This window comes from Yersinia enterocolitica, from assembly GCA_002082245.2.
Lineage (GTDB): Bacteria > Pseudomonadota > Gammaproteobacteria > Enterobacterales > Enterobacteriaceae > Yersinia > Yersinia enterocolitica_E.
The window spans coordinates 2,211,362-2,230,238 of sequence record NBTC02000002.1 but is presented as its reverse complement, the minus strand read 5'-3'; the positions used below and the strand labels follow the sequence as shown (position 1 = coordinate 2,230,238).

Genomic DNA, 18,877 nt, shown 5'->3' with positions numbered 1-18,877 from the left:
AGGCTTGAGTAGACACTAACATCAATAAGACTTATTTATTACGCTGCTTCAGTTTGCCGTTGTTTGGTTGGCTGCTTTAGTGCGGGCTTGGCTGCCAAGGCATCGGCTGCAAACTCATCGACATTAATTGAGCGCAGGCGACTCTCTTCTGCTTTAGTCAAAATAGCGGCCTCTTCAACATTGATTTTCCCTTCAGCCAGCGCATTTTTTGCCAGCACATCCAGGCGAGTAAATGGCAGGCTTTTACCCGCTTCTTTACTCAGGCGCTTATGAATTGGCTCTGCTGCAATCACATCTTGCAAAGCGGCTTCCAGCAAACCTACTGGATTAAACTCGCTCGGTGTCAGATACTGACCACGACCAATACGGCTGCGGGTTGCTGACGGTACTTGCAGTAACTGCGCCAGTTGATGGTCCAACTGGTCTGACGGTGCCTGATGTACGCGACCAAACGGGAAGACCACCAACCGCATTAACCCGGCAATAACGCCATTTGGGAAGTTACGCAGTAAATCATCCAGAGCCTGCTCTGCCTGATGCAGGGCATCCTGCACACCCCAATGAACCAGCGGCAGATCTTCTTTTTGGCGGCCTTCGTCTTCATAGCGTTTCAACGTTGCTGATGCCAGATACATTTGGCTGAGAATATCCCCCAGACGGGCAGAGATACGTTCACGACGTTTCAGGCTGCCACCCAACACCCCCATTGAGACATCAGACAGTAAAGCTAAATTGGCGCTCAGGCGGTTCAGATGCTGGTAATAACGGCGAGTGCTGTCTTTGGTTGGTGTGGCACTGGTGCGGCCATTGGTCAGCCCCAACCAGAAACTACGGATTTTGCTGCTACCCACATGGCCCAAATGACCGAACAGCGCTTTATCGAAGGCGGCAACATCATTAGATTGTGCTGCTGCCATTTCATCCAGAACAAACGGATGGCAACGGATTGCCCCCTGGCCGAAGATAATCATGCTACGGGTCAGAATGTTAGCGCCTTCAACGGTGATACCGATAGGGGCACCTTGGTAGCCACGGGCTACGAAGTTGGCCGGACCAAGGCAGATCCCTTTACCGCCGGCAATATCCATGGCATCCATCACAGCGCGTTGACCACGGTGGGTACAGTGATATTTAACGATAGCGGATAACACCGCCGGTTTCTCACCTAGCATAATACCGCTGGTAATTAAGGTTGCCGCCGCGTCCATCACATAAGCATTACCGGCGATTCGCGCCAACGGCTCTTCAATCCCTTCCATTTTACCGATTGAGATTTTGAACTGACGACGAATATAGGCGTAAGCACCGATCCCCATCGCCACACTTTTTAAGCTACCAGTGGCATTGGACGGCAAGGTAATCCCGCGGCCAACAGACAGGCATTCCACCAGCATGCGCCAGCCCTGCCCAGCCATTTTTGGCCCGCCGATGATGTAATCAATCGGCACAAAGATATCGTTGCCACGGGTCGGGCCATTTTGGAATGGCACATTCAGTGGGAAGTGACGACGACCAATTTCCACCCCAGGGGTGTTGGTTGGGATCAGCGCACAGGTGATGCCTAAATCAACGGTATCGCCCAACAGATGTTCAGGGTCAGACAGTTTGAACGCCAGCCCGAGCACTGTGGCGATCGGGGCGAGGGTGATATAGCGTTTATTCCAGGTCAGGCGCATGCCCAGTACCTGCTTACCTTGCCATTCGCCCATACAGACGGTGCCGGTATCTGGGATTGCGCCGGCATCAGAACCCGCTTCTGGGCTGGTTAGGGCGAAACAAGGGATCTCGTCGCCACGAGCCAAACCAGGCAAATAATGATTTTTTTGCTCTTCAGTGCCGTAGTGTTGCAGCAATTCGCCGGGGCCGAGAGAGTTAGGTACACCAACAGTGATGGCCAAAATGCCAGACACGCCAGACAGTTTTTGCAGTACACGTGCCTGAGCATAAGCTGAGAAATCAAGGCCGCCGTACTCTTTCTTAATGATCATCGCAAAGAAGCGGTGTTCTTTCAGATACGCCCACAGTTCTGGCGGCAAGTCAGCCAGTTCGTGGGTAATTTGGAAGTCATTAGCCATACGACAGGCTTCTTCTACCGGCCCATCAATAAAAGCTTGTTCTTCGGCAGTTAACTGCGGTTTTGGGTAGTTATGCAGTTTCTTCCAGTCAGGCTGGCCCTGGAATAAATCACCTTCCCACCAAGTGGTACCTGCATCAATCGCTTCTTTTTCGGTGCGTGACATCGCAGGCATGACTTTACGGAACATGCGCAATGCTGGTGCAGAAAACAGTGACTGGCGCAGTGGGGTCAGCGTCAGGGGTAGCAAAACAATCACCAGAGGCAATAATGCCCAGAATGACCATAACTGCAACGCTCCCATCGCGGCGGTGTAAACGACAAGAATCAAACTACTGAGATAGAGGTTCACCTGGTGATAGAACAGCACACCAATAAGAACCAGTAAGGCAACAATGCTAAGAACCATCATAGTGAAGCTCCTGAGATGTAGGAGGTCTGACCTGTTGAGAGATACATTTGTTGTAGTCCATCTCATTATTTTTATCAATACCATTACATGTTATTTACAACTCATCTCACAAACTGCCCGCATTAATAGTTAAAACTCTTATGTCTTATTCATTACAGTGCTTCTCGCTGTTTATGCTATCCGGTACACTGACGGCTGATGAATATCGATGCCATAGAACTATAAAGAGGCTCCCATGTACCAGGATTTAATCCGCAGTGAATTGAATGAAGCAGCAGACACACTGGCAAACTTTTTGAAAGATGATAGCAATATCAATGCTATTGCGAGCGCAGCCGTATTATTGGCTGATTCTTTTAAGGCTGGCGGTAAAGTCTTGTCATGCGGTAATGGCGGTTCCCATTGTGATGCCATGCATTTTGCCGAAGAGTTGACCGGCCGCTACCGCGAGAATCGTCCAGGTTATCCGGCGATTGCTATTTCAGATGTTAGCCATATCTCTTGTGTTAGTAATGATTTTGGTTATGACTATATCTTCTCTCGTTATGTTGAAGCCGTCGGCCGCGCAGGGGATGTATTACTCGGTATTTCCACTTCCGGTAATTCAGCTAATGTCATTAAGGCGATTGATGCTGCTCGTGCCAAAGGGATGAAGGTGATCACCCTGACGGGTAAAGACGGTGGCAAAATGGCGGGTACGGCAGATATCGAAATTCGGGTTCCCCATTTTGGTTATGCCGATCGCATTCAGGAAATTCATATCAAAGTGATTCATATCTTGATTCAATTGATTGAAAAAGAGATGGTTAAAGCCTGATATGTCGTGGTGATCAACGGTATTATCAATCTCGTTGATCACCTAGACGGTGAGCGAGAGCAGCTACAACGCTGCAACACCAAGAGCTAAGATATACGCGGGAGGTTGGTTATGTGCGAATTGCTCGGGATGAGCGCAAATGTTCCCACGGATATTTGCTTTAGCTTTACCGGCCTAGTGCAAAGGGGCGGGGGGACTGGCCCACATAAAGATGGCTGGGGTATTACCTTTTATGAAGGTAATGGTTGCCGCACGTTTAAAGATCCCCAACCCAGTTTTAATTCACCCATAGCCCGTTTGGTACAAGACTACCCGATAAAATCCTGTGCGGTGGTTTCTCATATCCGTCAGGCAAATCGCGGTGAAGTGGCGTTAGAGAATACCCACCCTTTTACCCGCGAAATGTGGGGACGAAACTGGACGTATGCCCATAACGGCCAACTTAAAGGTTATCGTCAATTAGAGACCGGTACTTTCCGGCCTATCGGTCAGACTGACAGCGAATATGCTTTCTGCTGGCTACTTAATCAATTGGCAAAGCGCTACCCTCGTACTCCCAGTAACTGGCCAGCGGTATTCCGCTATATCGCTACCCTATGTGAGCAGTTGCGGGCCAAAGGGGTCTTTAATATGTTGCTCTCGGATGGGCGTTTTGTGATGGCGTTCTGTTCGACCAATCTGTATTGGATTACGCGCCGGGCACCTTTTGGTAAAGCGACCTTACTGGATCAAGATGTTGAGATAGATTTTCAACGCCAGACCACACCCAAAGATGTGGTCACGGTGATTGCGACTCAACCCCTGACAGGTAATGAAACCTGGCACAAAATTGCACCAGGTGAATTTGCATTATTCTGTTTTGGTGAGCGAATTTGATTTGGTGAGCGCATATTGCGATACCGGTGCATTGGAGACTGGCGGGCGGCTGAGTACATACTGCCCGTTGATCACTGCAACGGATGGGGGCATCCGGTTTTTGGTAAAATAGGCATATCCCGGCTGTAATTGCCGCCAGAAGCTGTAATCCGACGAGTTACGGTGGCGTTGCATATTTTGTTCAGTCATACGGAATGGATAGATACTGATATCCACTTTTTCCTGACCAAAGATAAATGCCGTTTGCACGTAGTTAAATATCTCGTCCATATAGGCATCGGTCATTGCATAACAGCCGATTGATTTGCAAGCGCCGTGGATCATCAGATATTTCCCTGAATAACCCTGCGACTTATCATAATCATTTGGGAAGCCAATATTGATTGCCCGATAAAACTTACTGTCAGGTTTTAAATGGCGCATATCAATACTGTAAAAACCTTCCGGGCTTTTAAAATCCCCTTCACGGCGTTTTGGGCCAAGGCCACCTGAAAATTCACAGATGCGATAGCTTTGCACTAAACGATATTCACCTTGTAGCCTGGCGTATAATTCCAGGGTACGTTCTTCTTTGAAAATCTGAATATAGACCGATGACCCGAGTAATTGTTGTTTTAGCTCTTTGGATACTGCCACAGGCTCACTGGCTGAGCTGGTGAAGGATACCGCAGGCAAACCAATTATCACCACAAACGTAAGCATCGCAAACAACCGTGCGATTTTGCCCATTTATTATTCCTACTTATATTATGTAAATTATGCCACTGCATTTTTCGATTTATAGGCGCAGATTATCAGTCGGAAAAATTTTAGCAATATATGTTTTGTATAAAATAACCACAAAGTCGGTAAACATGAATTAACGATACGGTTTTACCGAGTGGATAGATAAATTAGCCGTAAAATATTCGTGTTTGCTTGACCCAGGTCACTGCATTTGTCAGACAGTGCGGAATGAAAATGCTAAAATCGTCCACTGCTGATGGCTTGCACATGTAATCGTTATAACAGCCATTTTACCCTGAAATCATTCAATGTGGGTATCAGTACTCATTACCGCGATGCTTTCAATTAGCGTTTATGTTGATCTAATTGACTGGGTATTAAACCGTCGTTTAACTGAACCATGAAAGTATCTTATCTTTATGTGGCTGTACGCTCTGGGCTAAGTACAGCATTTGATATAACTAATAAAGTCGCTCAAACCTATGATTAAAATAAAGAAAGGACTCGACCTACCCATCGCCGGAGCACCTGTGCAGGTGATAGAGGATGGTCCTGCTATTCGTCATGTGGCTCTGCTCGGTGAAGAGTATGTGGGCATGCGCCCCTCAATGTTGGTGCAAGAAGGTGATTGGGTTAAGAAAGGCCAGGCGCTCTTTGAAGATAAAAAAAATCCAGGGGTGACCTTTACTGCGTTCGCCAGTGGCAGAATTAGCGCTATTAATCGTGGTGAACGCCGGGTGCTACAATCTGTTGTGATAGAGATTGAAGGGGATGAGCAAGTACCTTTCCCACACTATGATGCAGCGGACCTTAATCATCTGAGCAATGAACAGGTGCAAAGCCTATTACTGGCGTCTGGTTTATGGACCGCATTCAGAACCCGCCCGTTTAGTAAAACCCCTGTTCCTAGTAGTCGCCCACGCGCTATTTTTGTCAGTGCAATGGATACCCAACCGCTGGCAGCCAATCCGCAGGTCATTATTGCCACTGAGTCAGACGCCTTTAAGCACGGTTTAACTGTTCTTACGCGTCTAACTGAAGGCAAGGTGCATGTGGGCCATGCCCCGGGGCAGGTGGTTGCCAACCATTCTAATGCCCAGATAACTTATAATGAATTCTCCGGCCCCCATCCTGCGGGTCTGGTTGGTACCCACATCCATTTTCTTGAACCGGTGAGCTTGCGTAAAATGGTGTGGCATGTGGGTTATCAGGATGTGATTGCTATCGGTAAATTATTTACCCGTGGTGAACTCTGTACTGACCGCATCGTTGCGCTGGCGGGTCCACAGGTAAATCAACCGGTATTAGTGCGTACCCGTTTGGGTGCCAGCCTGGCTGAATTAACCGCGGCTAAGTTAAAAGAGGGGGAGAACCGTATTATCTCTGGTTCAGTCCTCAGCGGCACGGCTTTCTCCGCAACTCATGGTTATTTGGGCCGTTTCCACCAGCAAGTATCGGTTATCCGCGAAGGGCGAGAAAAAGAACTATTTGGTTGGGTAATGCCAGGTCGCGATAAATATTCGATCACCCGCACCACGCTGGGCCATTTCTTCAAACGCAAACTGTTTGCTTTCTCAACCGACATGCACGGCGGGGAGCGCGCTATGGTGCCTATTGGCAACTATGAGCGGGTGATGCCACTGGATATCCTGGCAACCCATTTGTTGCGTGATCTGTTATCCGGTGATACCGACAGCGCGCAAGCGCTAGGGTGCCTGGAGTTAGATGAAGAAGATTTGGCTTTATGTACATTTGTCTGCCCCGGTAAGTACGAATACGGTCCGGCACTGCGCGACATATTGACCCAGATTGAGCAGGAAGGATAACTGATGGGCCTGAAAAATTTTCTTGAGAAAATAGAGCACCACTTTGAAGCGGGTGGCAAATTAGAGAAGTACTATCCGCTATATGAAGCCGCAGCCACTATTTTCTATACGCAGGGCAAAGTAACACCGGGTGCTTCCCATGTACGAGATGCAATCGACCTGAAAAGGATGATGATTCTGGTATGGCTGGCGGTATTCCCAGCCATGTTCTGGGGCATGTATAACGTAGGGCTACAGGCCATCCCGGCGCTAAACCAACTCTACAGTGGCGCGGAACTGCAACAGGTTATAGCCAGTGACTGGCATTACTGGTTGGCACAAATGCTAGGGGCGTCATTGGCTCCAGATGCTGGCTGGGCAAGCAAAATGGTGCTGGGGGCGGTTTATTTTCTGCCTATCTATGCCGTTGTGTTTGTGGTCGGTGGTTTTTGGGAAGTGGTATTCTCTATTGTCCGCAAGCATGAAATCAACGAAGGTTTCTTTGTCACCTCGATTCTGTTTGCCCTGATAGTCCCTCCCACATTGCCATTATGGCAAGCAGCACTTGGGATCTCTTTCGGTGTGGTTATTGGTAAAGAGATTTTTGGTGGCACTGGGCGTAACTTCCTCAACCCGGCACTGGCTGGGCGTGCTTTCCTATTCTTTGCTTATCCGGCACAGATATCCGGTGATTTGGTGTGGACTGCCGCTGATGGTTTTTCTGGTGCAACTCCATTGTCACAATGGAGTGTCAACGGTAGCCACAGTTTGGTTAATACCATTACTAATCAGCCTATTACGTGGATGGATGCTTTCCTCGGTAATATTCCCGGATCTATTGGCGAGGTCTCTACGCTGATGATCCTGATTGGCGGTGCCATTATTCTTTTCGGCCGCATCGCCTCGTGGCGGATTGTGGCTGGGGTCATGATTGGCATGATTGCTACGGCCTACCTATTTAACTGGGTTGGTTCCACTACCAATCCGTTATTTGCCATGCCGTGGTATTGGCATCTGGTACTCGGTGGTTTCGCTTTCGGGATGATCTTTATGGCGACCGACCCAGTGTCGGCTTCCTTTACCAATAAAGGGAAATGGTGGTATGGCGGCTTGATTGGTGCGATGTGTGTGTTAATCCGCGTCGCTAATCCAGCTTATCCCGAAGGAATGATGCTGGCGATCCTGTTCGCCAACCTGTTTGCACCGCTGTTTGACTATGTGGTTGTTCAGGCCAACATCAAGCGGAGGAAAGCGCGTGGCGAGTGATAAACCAAGAAATAATGACAGCATCAGCAAAACGTTGCTGGTGGTAATTGTGCTCTGTCTGGTGTGTTCTGTGGTGGTTTCTGGTGCGGCTGTTGGTTTGAAAGCCAAGCAGCAGGAGCAACGGCTATTAGACAAACAGCGCAATATTCTAGCGGTGGCGGGTTTGTTGCAACCAAGAATGCCGGCAGAAGACGTTCAGCGGGAATTTGCGCTGCGCATTGAACCACGGCTGCTGGATTTGCAAAGCGGTGCGTTTATTCAACAAGATCCGGCAACCTTTGATCGTGCTCAGGCACTGCGTAGTGACCAAATGAGCATTGCCCTGACGCCCGCACAGGATATTGCTGGCATCCGCCGGCGCGCGAATGTCGTTGAAATTTATCTGGTACGTGGTGAAAGCGGGCAAATCAACAAGATAGTTCTCCCTGTTTATGGCTCCGGTCTGTGGTCAATGATGTATGCCTTTGTTGCCATCGACACTGACGGCAAAACGGTGCGTGGTATCACCTACTACGATCAGGGTGAGACCCCAGGGCTGGGAGGCGAGGTTGAGAACCCAATTTGGCGTAATCAATGGATTGGTAAGCGGCTATTTGACGAGCAAGGCCAACCGGCTATTCGGATTGTTAAAGGGCGCGCACCGGCTAATGATCCTCATGCGATCGATGGTCTGTCAGGTGCAACCTTGACCTCTAATGGGGTGCAAAACAGCTTTGATTTTTGGCTCGGTGAAAACGGCTTTGGCCCGTTCCTGAAAAAAGTGCGCGAAGGAGCGTTAAAAAATGGCTGATAGCAAAGAGATTAAACGGGTTTTATTTGGGCCGTTATTTGATAACAACCCGATAGCCTTACAGATCCTTGGCGTTTGTTCCGCGCTGGCGGTGACCACCAAGCTGGAAACCGCATTAGTGATGACGCTGGCCGTTACCTTGGTAACGGCGTTCTCCAGTTTCTTTATCTCACTGATTCGCAATCATATTCCAAACAGCGTGCGCATCATTGTTCAGATGGTGATTATTGCCTCGCTGGTGATTGTGGTCGATCAGATCTTACGGGCTTATGCCTATGAGATATCCAAACAGCTATCCGTATTTGTCGGCCTGATTATTACTAACTGTATTGTGATGGGGCGTGCTGAAGCTTATGCGATGAAATCGCCGCCGATTGAAAGCTTTATGGATGGTATTGGTAATGGTTTGGGTTACGGCGTAGTGCTGGTGTTGGTGGGTTTTGTTCGCGAACTGATTGGCTCCGGCAAATTATTTGGAGTAACAGTATTTGAAACCGTCCAGAACGGCGGGTGGTATCAGCCGAACGGATTGTTCCTGTTGGCACCAAGCGCATTCTTTATCATTGGTTTGCTGATTTGGGGTCTACGTACCCTGAAACCTGCGCAGATTGAGAAGGAGTAATTGACGATGGAACATTACATCAGTCTGTTTGTCCGCGCGGTGTTTGTGGAGAATATGGCGTTAGCATTCTTTTTGGGGATGTGTACTTTCCTCGCTGTTTCCAAGAAAGTGTCGACTGCCTTTGGCCTTGGTATCGCGGTAACGGTGGTATTGGGTATCTCAGTACCTGCGAATAATCTGGTTTATAACCTGGTGCTGCGTGATGGCGCATTGGTTGAAGGGGTTGATCTTAGTTTCCTCAACTTCATCACCTTTATTGGTGTTATTGCTGCCATAGTGCAGGTGTTGGAGATGATTCTCGATCGCTATTTCCCGGCACTTTATAACGCATTGGGTATTTTCCTGCCACTGATCACCGTCAACTGCGCCATCTTCGGCGGCGTCTCCTTTATGGCGCAACGAGATTACAACTTCCCTGAGTCCATCGTTTATGGCTTTGGTTCGGGTATCGGTTGGATGCTGGCGATTGTGGCCCTCGCAGGTATTCGCGAAAAAATGAAATATGCCAATGTGCCTGCGGGCTTACAGGGGTTAGGGATCACCTTTATCACAACCGGATTGATGGCCTTAGGGTTTATGTCTTTCTCCGGTGTGAATTTATAAAGGCAGGAATAATTCATGGAAATAATTCTGGGCGTAGTGATGTTCACCCTCATCGTACTGGCATTGACGGTGATGATTCTATTTGCCAAATCAAAATTGGTGAATACCGGTGATATTACCGTTGATGTTAATGATGATGCGGACAAAAGTTTTACCGCTCCGGCAGGGGATAAGCTGCTCAACATGCTTTCCAGCCAAGGTATTTTCGTTTCTTCAGCTTGTGGTGGTGGCGGTTCCTGCGGGCAGTGCCGCGTGACAATTAAAGAAGGTGGCGGGGATATCCTGCCGACGGAACTTTCACATATCTCAAAGCGTGAAGCGAAAGAAGGCTGCCGGTTAGCTTGCCAGGTTAGCGTTAAGCAAAATCTGAAAATTGAATTGCCAGAAGAAATCTTTGGGGTGAAAAAGTGGGAGTGTGAAGTTATCTCTAATGATAATAAAGCCACATTTATCAAAGAACTGAAACTGAAGATTCCAGATGGTGAAGTGGTGCCATTCCGTGCCGGTGGTTTTATCCAAATAGAGGCCGAACCGCATACTGTTAAATACGCGGACTTCGATGTGCCTGATGAATATCGCGGTGATTGGGATAAATTCAATCTGTTCCGGTTCGAGTCAGTGGTCGTTGAACCAACGGTGCGTGCCTACTCGATGGCAAACTACCCGGAAGAGCGTGGCATTATCATGCTTAACGTGCGTATTGCCACGCCACCACCGTCAGTTCCTGATGCACCGCCAGGTATTATGTCCTCTTATATCTGGTCACTAAAACCCGGTGATAAGGTGACTATCTCTGGTCCATTTGGTGAGTTTTTTGCCAAAGATACCGATGCCGAGATGGTCTTTATTGGCGGAGGGGCGGGTATGGCACCGATGCGCTCGCATATTTTTGATCAGCTTAAGCGGCTACATTCGAAGCGTAAAATCAGTTTTTGGTATGGTGCGCGTTCACGGCGTGAAATGTTCTATGAAGAAGATTTTGACCAGTTACAGGCTGAGAATGATAATTTCCGTTGGCACGTTGCATTATCAGACCCACAGCCGGAAGATAATTGGACGGGATATACCGGCTTCATTCATAACGTGTTGTTAGAAAATTACCTTAAAAATCATCCGGCACCGGAAGATTGTGAATTCTATATGTGTGGCCCTCCGATGATGAATGCGGCAGTTATCAAGATGCTGAAGGATCTCGGTGTGGAAGACGACAATATTATGCTTGATGATTTTGGTGGCTGATTTGCCATTACACGGCTTTTTACTGCAATTGGGGATATTGTGCAGAAACAGATAACACATTGGTTCATGGCAGTGGTGGGGATTTTGCTGCTCACAGGATGTGGTCCTGAGCAAGTTAATCTCGAAGGTAAAACCATGGGAACTTCATATTCAATTAAGTATATGAGTGACTCATCCACACCCAGCCCAGAGAAGTTACAGCAGGAAATAGACCGCGAGTTGGAACAGGTTAATGACCAGATGTCGACATATCGGCCCGACTCTGAATTGAGTCGCTTCAATCAAAGTCGTGCCGTGAATACACCTTTCGCGGTTTCAGCGGCGACGGCTAAAGTCGTGCGTGAGGCTATTCGCATTAATCGCCTGACCGATGGGGCGCTGGATGTCACCGTCGGACCTTTGGTTAACTTATGGGGCTTTGGTCCTGAAGGGCGGCCAGATGTTGTTCCTACTGAGGCTGAAATTGCCAAACGTCGGGCATGGGTCGGTATTAATAATCTGGCCGTAGAAAATGGTGCCTTGCTCAAACGGATCCCTGAGTTGTATGTTGATCTATCCTCTATTGCCAAGGGATATGGGGTCGATGTTGTAGCCGAATATCTGGAAACGCAAAATATCACCAACTATATGGTTGATATCGGAGGGGAAGTACGGACTCGTGGCAATAATGGGGAAAATAAACCTTGGCGCATTGCGATAGAAAAACCTGTCGCAGGTTCTGCGCAAAGTGCTCAAGAGGTTATCGAACCTGGACGTATGGCAATAGCAACCTCAGGGGATTATCGTAATTACTTTGAACAGAATGGTGTGCGTTACTCACATACGATTGACCCGGATACTGGCCGACCAATTAACCACCGATTAGTCTCAATTACTGTTTTGGACCCAAGCTGTATGACCGCAGATGGACTGTCGACTGGGTTAGATGTCCTTGGGCCAGAAAGAGGGATGGCACTCGCTAATTTACTGGGTATTCCAGTGTTTATGATAGTAAAAACCGATGAAGGTTTTGAGGAACGCTATTCTGATGCGTTCAAACCTTATCTGCAAAAACGGCCTTGATAGGAGAGGATATGTTGACTGTTTTTATCGCATCCTTTGTCTTTTTTCTATTGGCCATCGGCGGGATGTCGTTAGGTTATATCGTAAAACGTAAAACCTTACAGGGCAGTTGCGGAGGAATAACGGGTTTGGGGATGGAGAAAGTATGTGATTGCCCTGAGCCTTGTGATTCTCGTAAGAAGCGCTTGGCTAAGGAAGCCGCTCGCCAGAAAAAATTGGATCAATACCGTATCCTATAAGATGTGTTATAGATTACGATGCTTTAATGCCGAGCATTCTGTATAAAACGTGGTTATATGCACGACAAGCAAATTTAGACATAACCCCCCAGCCAACTCAGTGTTGACCAGGGGGGTATTTACGCTTTAGTGCTATTCGTGGCTGATTAGTCTACGTCGATAATGCTGTTTTTCATTTTCTGATTTACGTCTATACCATTGTGGTTGTTCTTTACTTATTTATTCTTACTTACTCACTATACTTTTAAAAAGTGCAGGAGAATCAACCATAACTCCATTTGCCTGTAATTCCCTCGCTTTTTTATAATCTTCGGGAGTATTGATGCCGAAGAAAATAATATGTGCGTTGGTATTCCTTCTAAAACAATCCATCGCCTCTTTATCCCAACTTAATACTGCATCAGAACGCCCTTCGCCCAACGTGTATTTTTCTACCACTTGTACTTTTCGATGTAACTCTAAACCATACCAACGTTCTTTATTATCTGCTGGCAATTCACATTTATGATCCATCGTAATATTAGCTAATTGAGTCCGAGTAAAGTTGCGGCTTTCAAATCGATTGATTTTATGTGAGATATCACTGGTTTCATTCACTTTATCCAGTGCTTCCAGATAGTTATCATCCGTAGAGTAAACTCGGGTACGTACGAAGCGATCTTTTTCTCCTTTGCTGGTTGCGGTAAGCGTCTCTTTTAGGGCTTTGGCAAAGGTTATTGGGTCGGCATCGGGCGATTTAATGTCCAGATAGAATGTCGTGTCAGGATACTTCTTCAGCACTTCATCAAGTGTGGGAATACCTGTGTGTGTGCCAGCCTTCGGTTGAATATAATGTTTCTTATCATAGGCAACGCTCGCATCCACTTTAGCCAGTTGTTGTGCAGTATAACCTGAGATGGTACCGGACTTATCTGTCAACTCTTTGAGGTCTATAGGGCGATACAATACCGGAATATTATCTTTCGATAGTTGTAATGTAATCCATATGGCGTCAGCACCATTAGACAGTGCTTTATCGATAGCCGGTAAGGTATTTTCTGGCGCATCAGCCGTTCCTGCACGGTGGGCAATAATTTGTGGCGCTGCAAGGGTAACAGATTGGGCGTTAACAACAAAGGTAGCGGAAAGGAGTAGGGTAGCCATTATATAATTTCGCATAATATATAGTTTCCATTCATTATCTAATAATGAATTTTATGAGGTGAAGGTTAATCATATAACTAACATTTTTCGACCTTGTCGAATTTAATGGTTTTTTATTAAAAATAAATGACAAAATGCAAAAAAAAACCAATAACAGTATTCAATTCTGTTATATACGTAATTAGTTGGTGTTTTGATTAGGATAATTATGACTCATCGCGGTGGTTATCTTGATATGAATAAATAGGGTGGTATTCATCAACGATAGAATTACATACTGATATTGATGATGTTTATTCCCTGTCGCGGAGTGAGAAAATTCTGTATAAATCTTAAAAACCATTAGTTAAGCAGACAAAGATTGTATTAGTGTGAGGTGAGATTTCACTGGGTTGTTGCACCTTTAAGTGCCAGATTTTAAGAAGGAATACTGTGTGTCGAAATTGCGGGTTGGTGTGATTTTTGGTGGTAAATCGGCTGAGCATGAAGTGTCGTTGCAGTCGGCTAAAAACATCGTAGAGGCGATTGATAAGGAAAAGTTTGATGTCACGCTACTGGGTATTGATAAACAGGGGAAATGGCATGTTAACGATGCATCCAGCTATTTGTTAAATGCAGAGAATCCAGCGCTGATCTCCCTGAATCACTCAAACAGAAATGTAGCGTTGATTCCCGGTCAAGAGCGCCAGCAACTGATTGCGGCGGATAATGCCACAGCATTGGCGCAACTGGATGTTATTTTCCCGATAGTACACGGTACATTAGGCGAGGATGGTTCTTTGCAAGGCTTGCTGCGCATGGCCAATATCCCCTTCGTTGGGTCCAGCGTGCTGGGATCTGCGGTCAGCATGGATAAAGATCTCACCAAGCGGTTACTGCGTGATGCCGGGTTGAATATTGCCCCTTTTATTACGCTGACACGGACAAATAAAGATAATTACAGTTTTGAGCAGATAACGGCAAAACTTGGCTTACCTTTATTTATCAAACCGGCAAATCAAGGCTCCTCGGTTGGGGTGAGTAAAGTACGCAATGCGGCTGAATACCAGCAGGCTGTTACGCTTGCGTTTGATTTTGACCATAAGGTATTAGTTGAATCAGCTATTGTTGGGCGCGAGATTGAATGTGCGGTACTGGGTAATGATAACCCTCGAGCTAGCCTGTGTGGTGAAGTGGTCGTCAGTGATGAATTTTACTCCTACGATACCAAGTATATTAATGAAACCGGTGCTCAGGTGGTTATCCCTGCAGTGATAGACAATGCAGCCAGCGACAATATTCGCGCAGTAGCATTAGCCGCGTTTCGTACGCTTGAATGCCGTGGTCTGGCACGGGTAGATGTCTTTTTAACGCCAGAAAATACCGTTATTATAAATGAAATCAATACACTACCTGGTTTCACTAATATCAGTATGTACCCCAAACTCTGGCGCGCCACGGGAGTCGGTTCTACAGAGTTGATCACAACACTGATTGAACTGGCGTTAGAACGGCATCAGCAAGATAAGTCATTGAAGAGTTCTATTTTTAGCGACCACTAAATGAAGATTGTGGTTGAACCCAGCGGTTGCCTGTAGGCAGCCGTTGCGTTTGGTGATCAGTTCGATCTGCGCGGCAAACGGGCTGGTGTGATTCTTTCGAGAGGTAATGTGGATTTAGGCCGTCTAGCCAGCTTTATCGGCGGGACTTGCTGATATTGGAGAGGACTGAGTAAACAGATAGCAGGCTAGCCTCCGATAAGCAATCTGAGGCGGGTTGAGGATTAGGATAATCTTGAATTTTTCCGATTTAACTGTATCCTTATACAGTGGTTTGGTTGGGGAAAGATAACATGCGTAAGATTATTCATGTCGATATGGATTGCTTCTTCGCGGCAGTGGAAATGCGCGACGATCCCAGTTTGCGTGATATTCCCATCGCGATTGGCGGCAGCCGCGATCGGCGTGGAGTGATCAGTACGGCCAATTACCCTGCCAGACGTTATGGTGTTCGTAGTGCTATGCCAACGGCGATGGCACTTAAACTCTGCCCACAGCTTAAAGTTATTCCTGGCAGAATGGCGGCTTATAAAGAGGCGTCGCTGCATATCCGTGAAATTTTCGCTCGCTATACCCCGCTGATTGAGCCGCTCTCGCTGGATGAAGCCTATCTGGATGTTTCTGATTGCTCTGCATGCAGTGGTTCTGCCACTTTAATTGCTCAGGAAATCCGTCAAGCGATTTCTGATGAACTGAGTCTGACCGCCTCCGCCGGTATTGCCCCGATAAAATTTCTGGCCAAAATTGCGTCAGATCTGAATAAACCGAATGGTCAATATGTCATCACCCCTAATCAGATTCAGCCTTTCCTGCATGATTTGCCGTTGAGTAAGATTCCTGGCGTGGGGAAAGTGACCGCTAAACGTTTACAAGAACTCGGGTTGGTTACTTGCGGCGAGGTACAAAACTATCCGCAGGCTGAACTATTAAAGCGTTTTGGCAAATTCGGTCATGTGTTGTGGGAGCGTAGCCACGGTATTGATGAGCGGGAAATATCCCCGGACAGATTGCGTAAATCGGTCGGTGTTGAAAGAACGCTGGCGGAAGATATTCATGACTGGGAAAGTTGTGAGGCATTGATTGAACAGCTTTATATTGAACTGGAAACTCGATTACGTAAAGTGAGGCCGGATCTGCATATTGCGCGTCAGGGTATTAAATTGAAATTTCATGATTTTCAACAAACTACGCAGGAGCATGTCTGGCCGGAACTGAATAAGACTGATCTGCTACAAGTGGCGCGCACTGCATGGAATGAACGGCGAGCCGGGCGGGGAGTTCGCTTGGTAGGGCTACATGTCACTTTACTGGATCCACAACTTGAGCGGCAATTATTGCTTAGTTGGGAATAGTATATGCAATAAAAAACGGCGGGTCGAAGCACCGCCGTTATCACATAAAGATCAATCAGATTTGTTTATGCCCGTTCTGGAATGGCTTTTAGCAGGGCGGTCAGTAACTGCCAATATTGACCCACGCTTTCGATATGAACTTGTTCATCCGGTGAATGTGGGCCGGTCATGGTTGGCCCAATCGACACCATATCCATATCCGGGTAAGGTTTTTTGAATAAACCACACTCCAGACCCGCGTGGATAACCATGATGTTCGGTGTTTTGTTGAACAGTTTTTGGTATGTTTCCCGCACCAATGCCATGACAGGAGAGGTTGGGTCCGGCTGCCAGCCAGGGTAACCGCCTTTCGGTAGCGTTTGTGCACCAGCCAACTGACCAATTGCCGTCAGCATGCTCACCACGTAATCTTTGCCGCTGTCGATCAGGGAACGAATCAGACAGATGATTTCTGCTTCGTTCTCATTCATGGTAACCACACCGACATTCAGTGAGGTCTCAACCACGCCTTTAACGGCATCACTCATGCGAATTACACCGTTTGGCGTGGCATTCAGCAGTGCCACTAAACGCTGCTGTGTGTCTTTAGTCAGCGCTTTTGTCTCAGTGGATACCGGTTCGAGCAGGAGTGCCAGATTTTTTTCCACCGCCGCCAGCTCGTTTTTCAACGTTGCCAGATACGCCTGACTAAGGCTTTTCAATTGATCGACTTTATCTGCACTAACTGCCAGGATCACCGAACCCTCACGCGGGATAGCGTTACGCAATGTACCGCCATTGAGATCCAATACGCGCAGATCCAGATCTTTTGCGTGTTCAAACAGGAAGCGGGCCAGCAGCTTGTTGGCATTGCCTAAACCTAAATGGATATCCGCACCGGAGTGACCACCTTTAAGGCCTTTTAAGGTCAGTTTCAGGGTTTGGAACCCAGCAGGAACGGCTTCGCGCTTCAGGGCCAGAGTGGTGATAAAATCAATACCACCAGCGCAACCCATATAGATTTCACCTTCCTGTTCAGAATCGGTATTAATCAGAATATCGGCTTTCAACCAATTAGGTTGCAGGCCGAAGGCACCATCCATACCGGCTTCTTCGGTCATGGTCAGTAACACTTCCAGTGGGCCATGTTCAACGCTGTCATCAGACAATACGGCCAGCGCAGAAGCCATACCAATGCCGTTATCCGCACCCAATGTGGTGCCACGGGCTTTAACCCATTCACCGTCGATATATGGTTGGATAGGATCTTTGGTAAAGTCATGTACCGTATCATTATTCTTCTGCGGAACCATATCCAGATGAGCTTGCAGCGCAACTGGCTTACGGTTCTCCATCCCTTTGGTAGCAGGCTTACGCAGCAAGATATTACCGACCTTGTCACGCTCAGCGTGCAGACCTTTTTCTTTGGCCCACGTCATAATGTGCTGCGCCAGCGCTTCTTCATGGTAAGACGGATGGGGGATTGAGCAGATTTTTGCGAAAATATCCCACAACGGCTGAGGCGAAAGTTGAGACAGTTCAGACACTGTAAGTCTCCTGTAACAGCATGCTCATATCGGCAACCTCAGGATGAAGATGTCAGAGATGCTATCGGGTTGATGACTAAAGATTTTAAGGGTAGTGACAAACCGCCATCGGAATGGCGAGATGGTTTGAGAATATCACTTTCATCGGCATTACGCGCGTTTCGCCGCACAATTACCGCATTAGACCCGATTAATTAACCCGATAATTGCTGGTTTTTATCCGGCTGGCTCACTATAATCTCGCGCAACCTTTTTTCCCCTTCTGATACATGGCAAGCCACTCCTTTACTGGCTGGGATTACACTTTATGAGCGAAAAATACGTCGTTACCTGGGATATGTTGCAAATTCACGCCCGCAAACTGGCACAGCGTTTACTGCCAGCCGATCAATGGAAAGGGATTATTGCGGTAAGCCGTGGTGGTTTGGTGCCAGCGGGTATTCTGGCGCGTGAGCTGGGTATTCGTTATGTCGACACCGTTTGCATCGCCAGTTATAACCATGATAACCAAGGCGAGCTTAAAGTCCTGAAACGTGCTGAAGGTGACGGCGAAGGCTTTATTGTGATTGATGATTTGGTTGATACTGGCGGCACTGCGAAAGCTATCCGTGAGATGTATCCGAAGGCACACTTTGTTACTATTTTCGCCAAACCTGCTGGTCGCCCATTAGTTGATGATTATGTGGTTGATATTCCTCAGGGCACCTGGATTGAGCAGCCGTGGGATATGGCTGTAACCTTTGTTGCTCCTTTAAGCGGTAAGTAATTTAGTTGGCTTTAAACGCCT

17 protein-coding genes and 1 pseudogene are annotated in these 18,877 nt (G+C 47.3%); 14 read left to right on the top strand and 4 right to left on the bottom strand.

Annotation, left to right across the window (positions count from 1 at the left end; all coding sequences use genetic code 11):
* Positions 1-38: 38 nt before the first annotated feature.
* Positions 39-2,486, bottom strand: coding sequence for an acyl-CoA dehydrogenase (gene fadE / locus A6J66_011705; protein ID PNM24794.1), 2,448 nt, complete (start codon positions 2,484-2,486; stop codon positions 39-41).
* Between the two features lie 235 nt (positions 2,487-2,721).
* Here fadE and gmhA point away from each other — a divergent pair, with 235 nt between their 5' ends.
* Together gmhA and A6J66_011695 are read left to right on the top strand one after the other, a co-directional pair.
* Complete coding sequence (gene gmhA / locus A6J66_011700) at positions 2,722-3,303, top strand: D-sedoheptulose 7-phosphate isomerase (GenBank protein PNM24793.1); 582 nt, start codon at positions 2,722-2,724, stop codon at positions 3,301-3,303.
* 111 nt (positions 3,304-3,414) lie between these two features.
* A complete protein-coding gene (locus tag A6J66_011695) occupies positions 3,415-4,179 on the top strand; it encodes a class II glutamine amidotransferase (GenBank protein PNM24792.1) in 765 nt (254 codons plus the stop codon).
* Here the strand turns inward: A6J66_011695 and A6J66_011690 are convergent.
* Positions 4,153-4,908: a transpeptidase gene (locus tag A6J66_011690; GenBank protein ID PNM24791.1), complete on the bottom strand. Its 756-nt coding sequence runs from the start codon at positions 4,906-4,908 to the stop codon at positions 4,153-4,155. The genes A6J66_011695 and A6J66_011690 overlap by 27 nt on opposite strands.
* Before the next feature lie 479 nt (positions 4,909-5,387).
* Between A6J66_011690 and A6J66_011685 the strand changes: the two genes are divergently transcribed.
* The 8 genes from A6J66_011685 to A6J66_011650 are packed head-to-tail and all read left to right on the top strand — an operon-like array spanning position 5,388 to position 12,531.
* A complete protein-coding gene (locus A6J66_011685; GenBank protein ID PNM24790.1) occupies positions 5,388-6,731 on the top strand; it encodes a Na(+)-translocating NADH-quinone reductase subunit A in 1,344 nt (447 codons plus the stop codon).
* A 3-nt stretch (positions 6,732-6,734) separates the two neighbouring features.
* Positions 6,735-7,976, top strand: coding sequence for an NADH:ubiquinone reductase (Na(+)-transporting) subunit B (locus A6J66_011680; protein PNM24789.1), 1,242 nt, complete (start codon positions 6,735-6,737; stop codon positions 7,974-7,976).
* Complete coding sequence (locus tag A6J66_011675; protein ID PNM24788.1) at positions 7,966-8,766, top strand: Na(+)-translocating NADH-quinone reductase subunit C; 801 nt, start codon at positions 7,966-7,968, stop codon at positions 8,764-8,766. The genes A6J66_011680 and A6J66_011675 overlap by 11 nt, the downstream gene beginning before the upstream one ends.
* Positions 8,759-9,388 carry an NADH:ubiquinone reductase (Na(+)-transporting) subunit D gene (locus A6J66_011670; protein PNM24787.1) on the top strand — a complete coding sequence of 210 codons (630 nt, stop codon included), beginning with the start codon at positions 8,759-8,761 and terminating at the stop codon, positions 9,386-9,388. Before A6J66_011675 ends, A6J66_011670 begins: the two co-directional genes overlap by 8 nt.
* A 6-nt stretch (positions 9,389-9,394) precedes the next feature.
* Positions 9,395-9,991, top strand: a complete 597-nt coding sequence (nqrE, locus tag A6J66_011665; protein ID PNM24786.1) for an NADH:ubiquinone reductase (Na(+)-transporting) subunit E — start codon at positions 9,395-9,397, stop codon at positions 9,989-9,991.
* 15 nt (positions 9,992-10,006) lie between these two features.
* The gene (gene nqrF, locus A6J66_011660; GenBank protein ID PNM24785.1) at positions 10,007-11,230 is read left to right on the top strand and encodes an NADH:ubiquinone reductase (Na(+)-transporting) subunit F; all 1,224 of its coding nucleotides are present in this window, start codon (positions 10,007-10,009) and stop codon (positions 11,228-11,230) included.
* A 39-nt stretch (positions 11,231-11,269) separates the two neighbouring features.
* Positions 11,270-12,292 carry an FAD:protein FMN transferase gene (locus tag A6J66_011655; protein PNM24784.1) on the top strand — a complete coding sequence of 341 codons (1,023 nt, stop codon included), beginning with the start codon at positions 11,270-11,272 and terminating at the stop codon, positions 12,290-12,292.
* An 11-nt stretch (positions 12,293-12,303) separates the two neighbouring features.
* Positions 12,304-12,531 carry a (Na+)-NQR maturation NqrM gene (locus A6J66_011650; GenBank protein PNM24783.1) on the top strand — a complete coding sequence of 76 codons (228 nt, stop codon included), beginning with the start codon at positions 12,304-12,306 and terminating at the stop codon, positions 12,529-12,531.
* A 225-nt stretch (positions 12,532-12,756) separates the two neighbouring features.
* Here A6J66_011650 and A6J66_011645 read toward each other — a convergent pair whose 3' ends face one another.
* On the bottom strand, positions 12,757-13,689 hold the full coding sequence (locus A6J66_011645; GenBank protein PNM24782.1) for a glycerophosphodiester phosphodiesterase: 933 nt from the start codon (positions 13,687-13,689) through the stop codon (positions 12,757-12,759).
* Between the two features lie 419 nt (positions 13,690-14,108).
* On the opposite strand from A6J66_011645, the gene A6J66_011640 reads away from it, so the two are divergent.
* The 3 genes and pseudogenes from A6J66_011640 to A6J66_011630 all read left to right on the top strand — a co-directional run bounded on the left by A6J66_011640 (position 14,109) and on the right by A6J66_011630 (position 16,564).
* Positions 14,109-15,215 (top strand): D-alanine--D-alanine ligase, encoded by a 1,107-nt coding sequence (locus tag A6J66_011640; protein PNM24781.1) that lies wholly within the window; start codon positions 14,109-14,111, stop codon positions 15,213-15,215.
* Positions 15,216-15,368 (top strand): annotated as a pseudogene (locus A6J66_011635) (serine dehydratase). It abuts the gene before it with no gap.
* A 137-nt stretch (positions 15,369-15,505) separates the two neighbouring features.
* A complete protein-coding gene (locus A6J66_011630) occupies positions 15,506-16,564 on the top strand; it encodes a DNA polymerase IV (GenBank protein ID PNM24780.1) in 1,059 nt (352 codons plus the stop codon).
* 65 nt (positions 16,565-16,629) lie between these two features.
* Here A6J66_011630 and A6J66_011625 read toward each other — a convergent pair whose 3' ends face one another.
* Entirely contained in the window at positions 16,630-18,090 is a 1,461-nt protein-coding gene (locus A6J66_011625) for a beta-Ala-His dipeptidase (GenBank protein ID PNM24779.1), read from the bottom strand.
* A 307-nt stretch (positions 18,091-18,397) separates the two neighbouring features.
* On the opposite strand from A6J66_011625, the gene A6J66_011620 reads away from it, so the two are divergent.
* Complete coding sequence (locus A6J66_011620; GenBank protein PNM24778.1) at positions 18,398-18,856, top strand: xanthine phosphoribosyltransferase; 459 nt, start codon at positions 18,398-18,400, stop codon at positions 18,854-18,856.
* Positions 18,857-18,877: the final 21 nt, after the last annotated feature.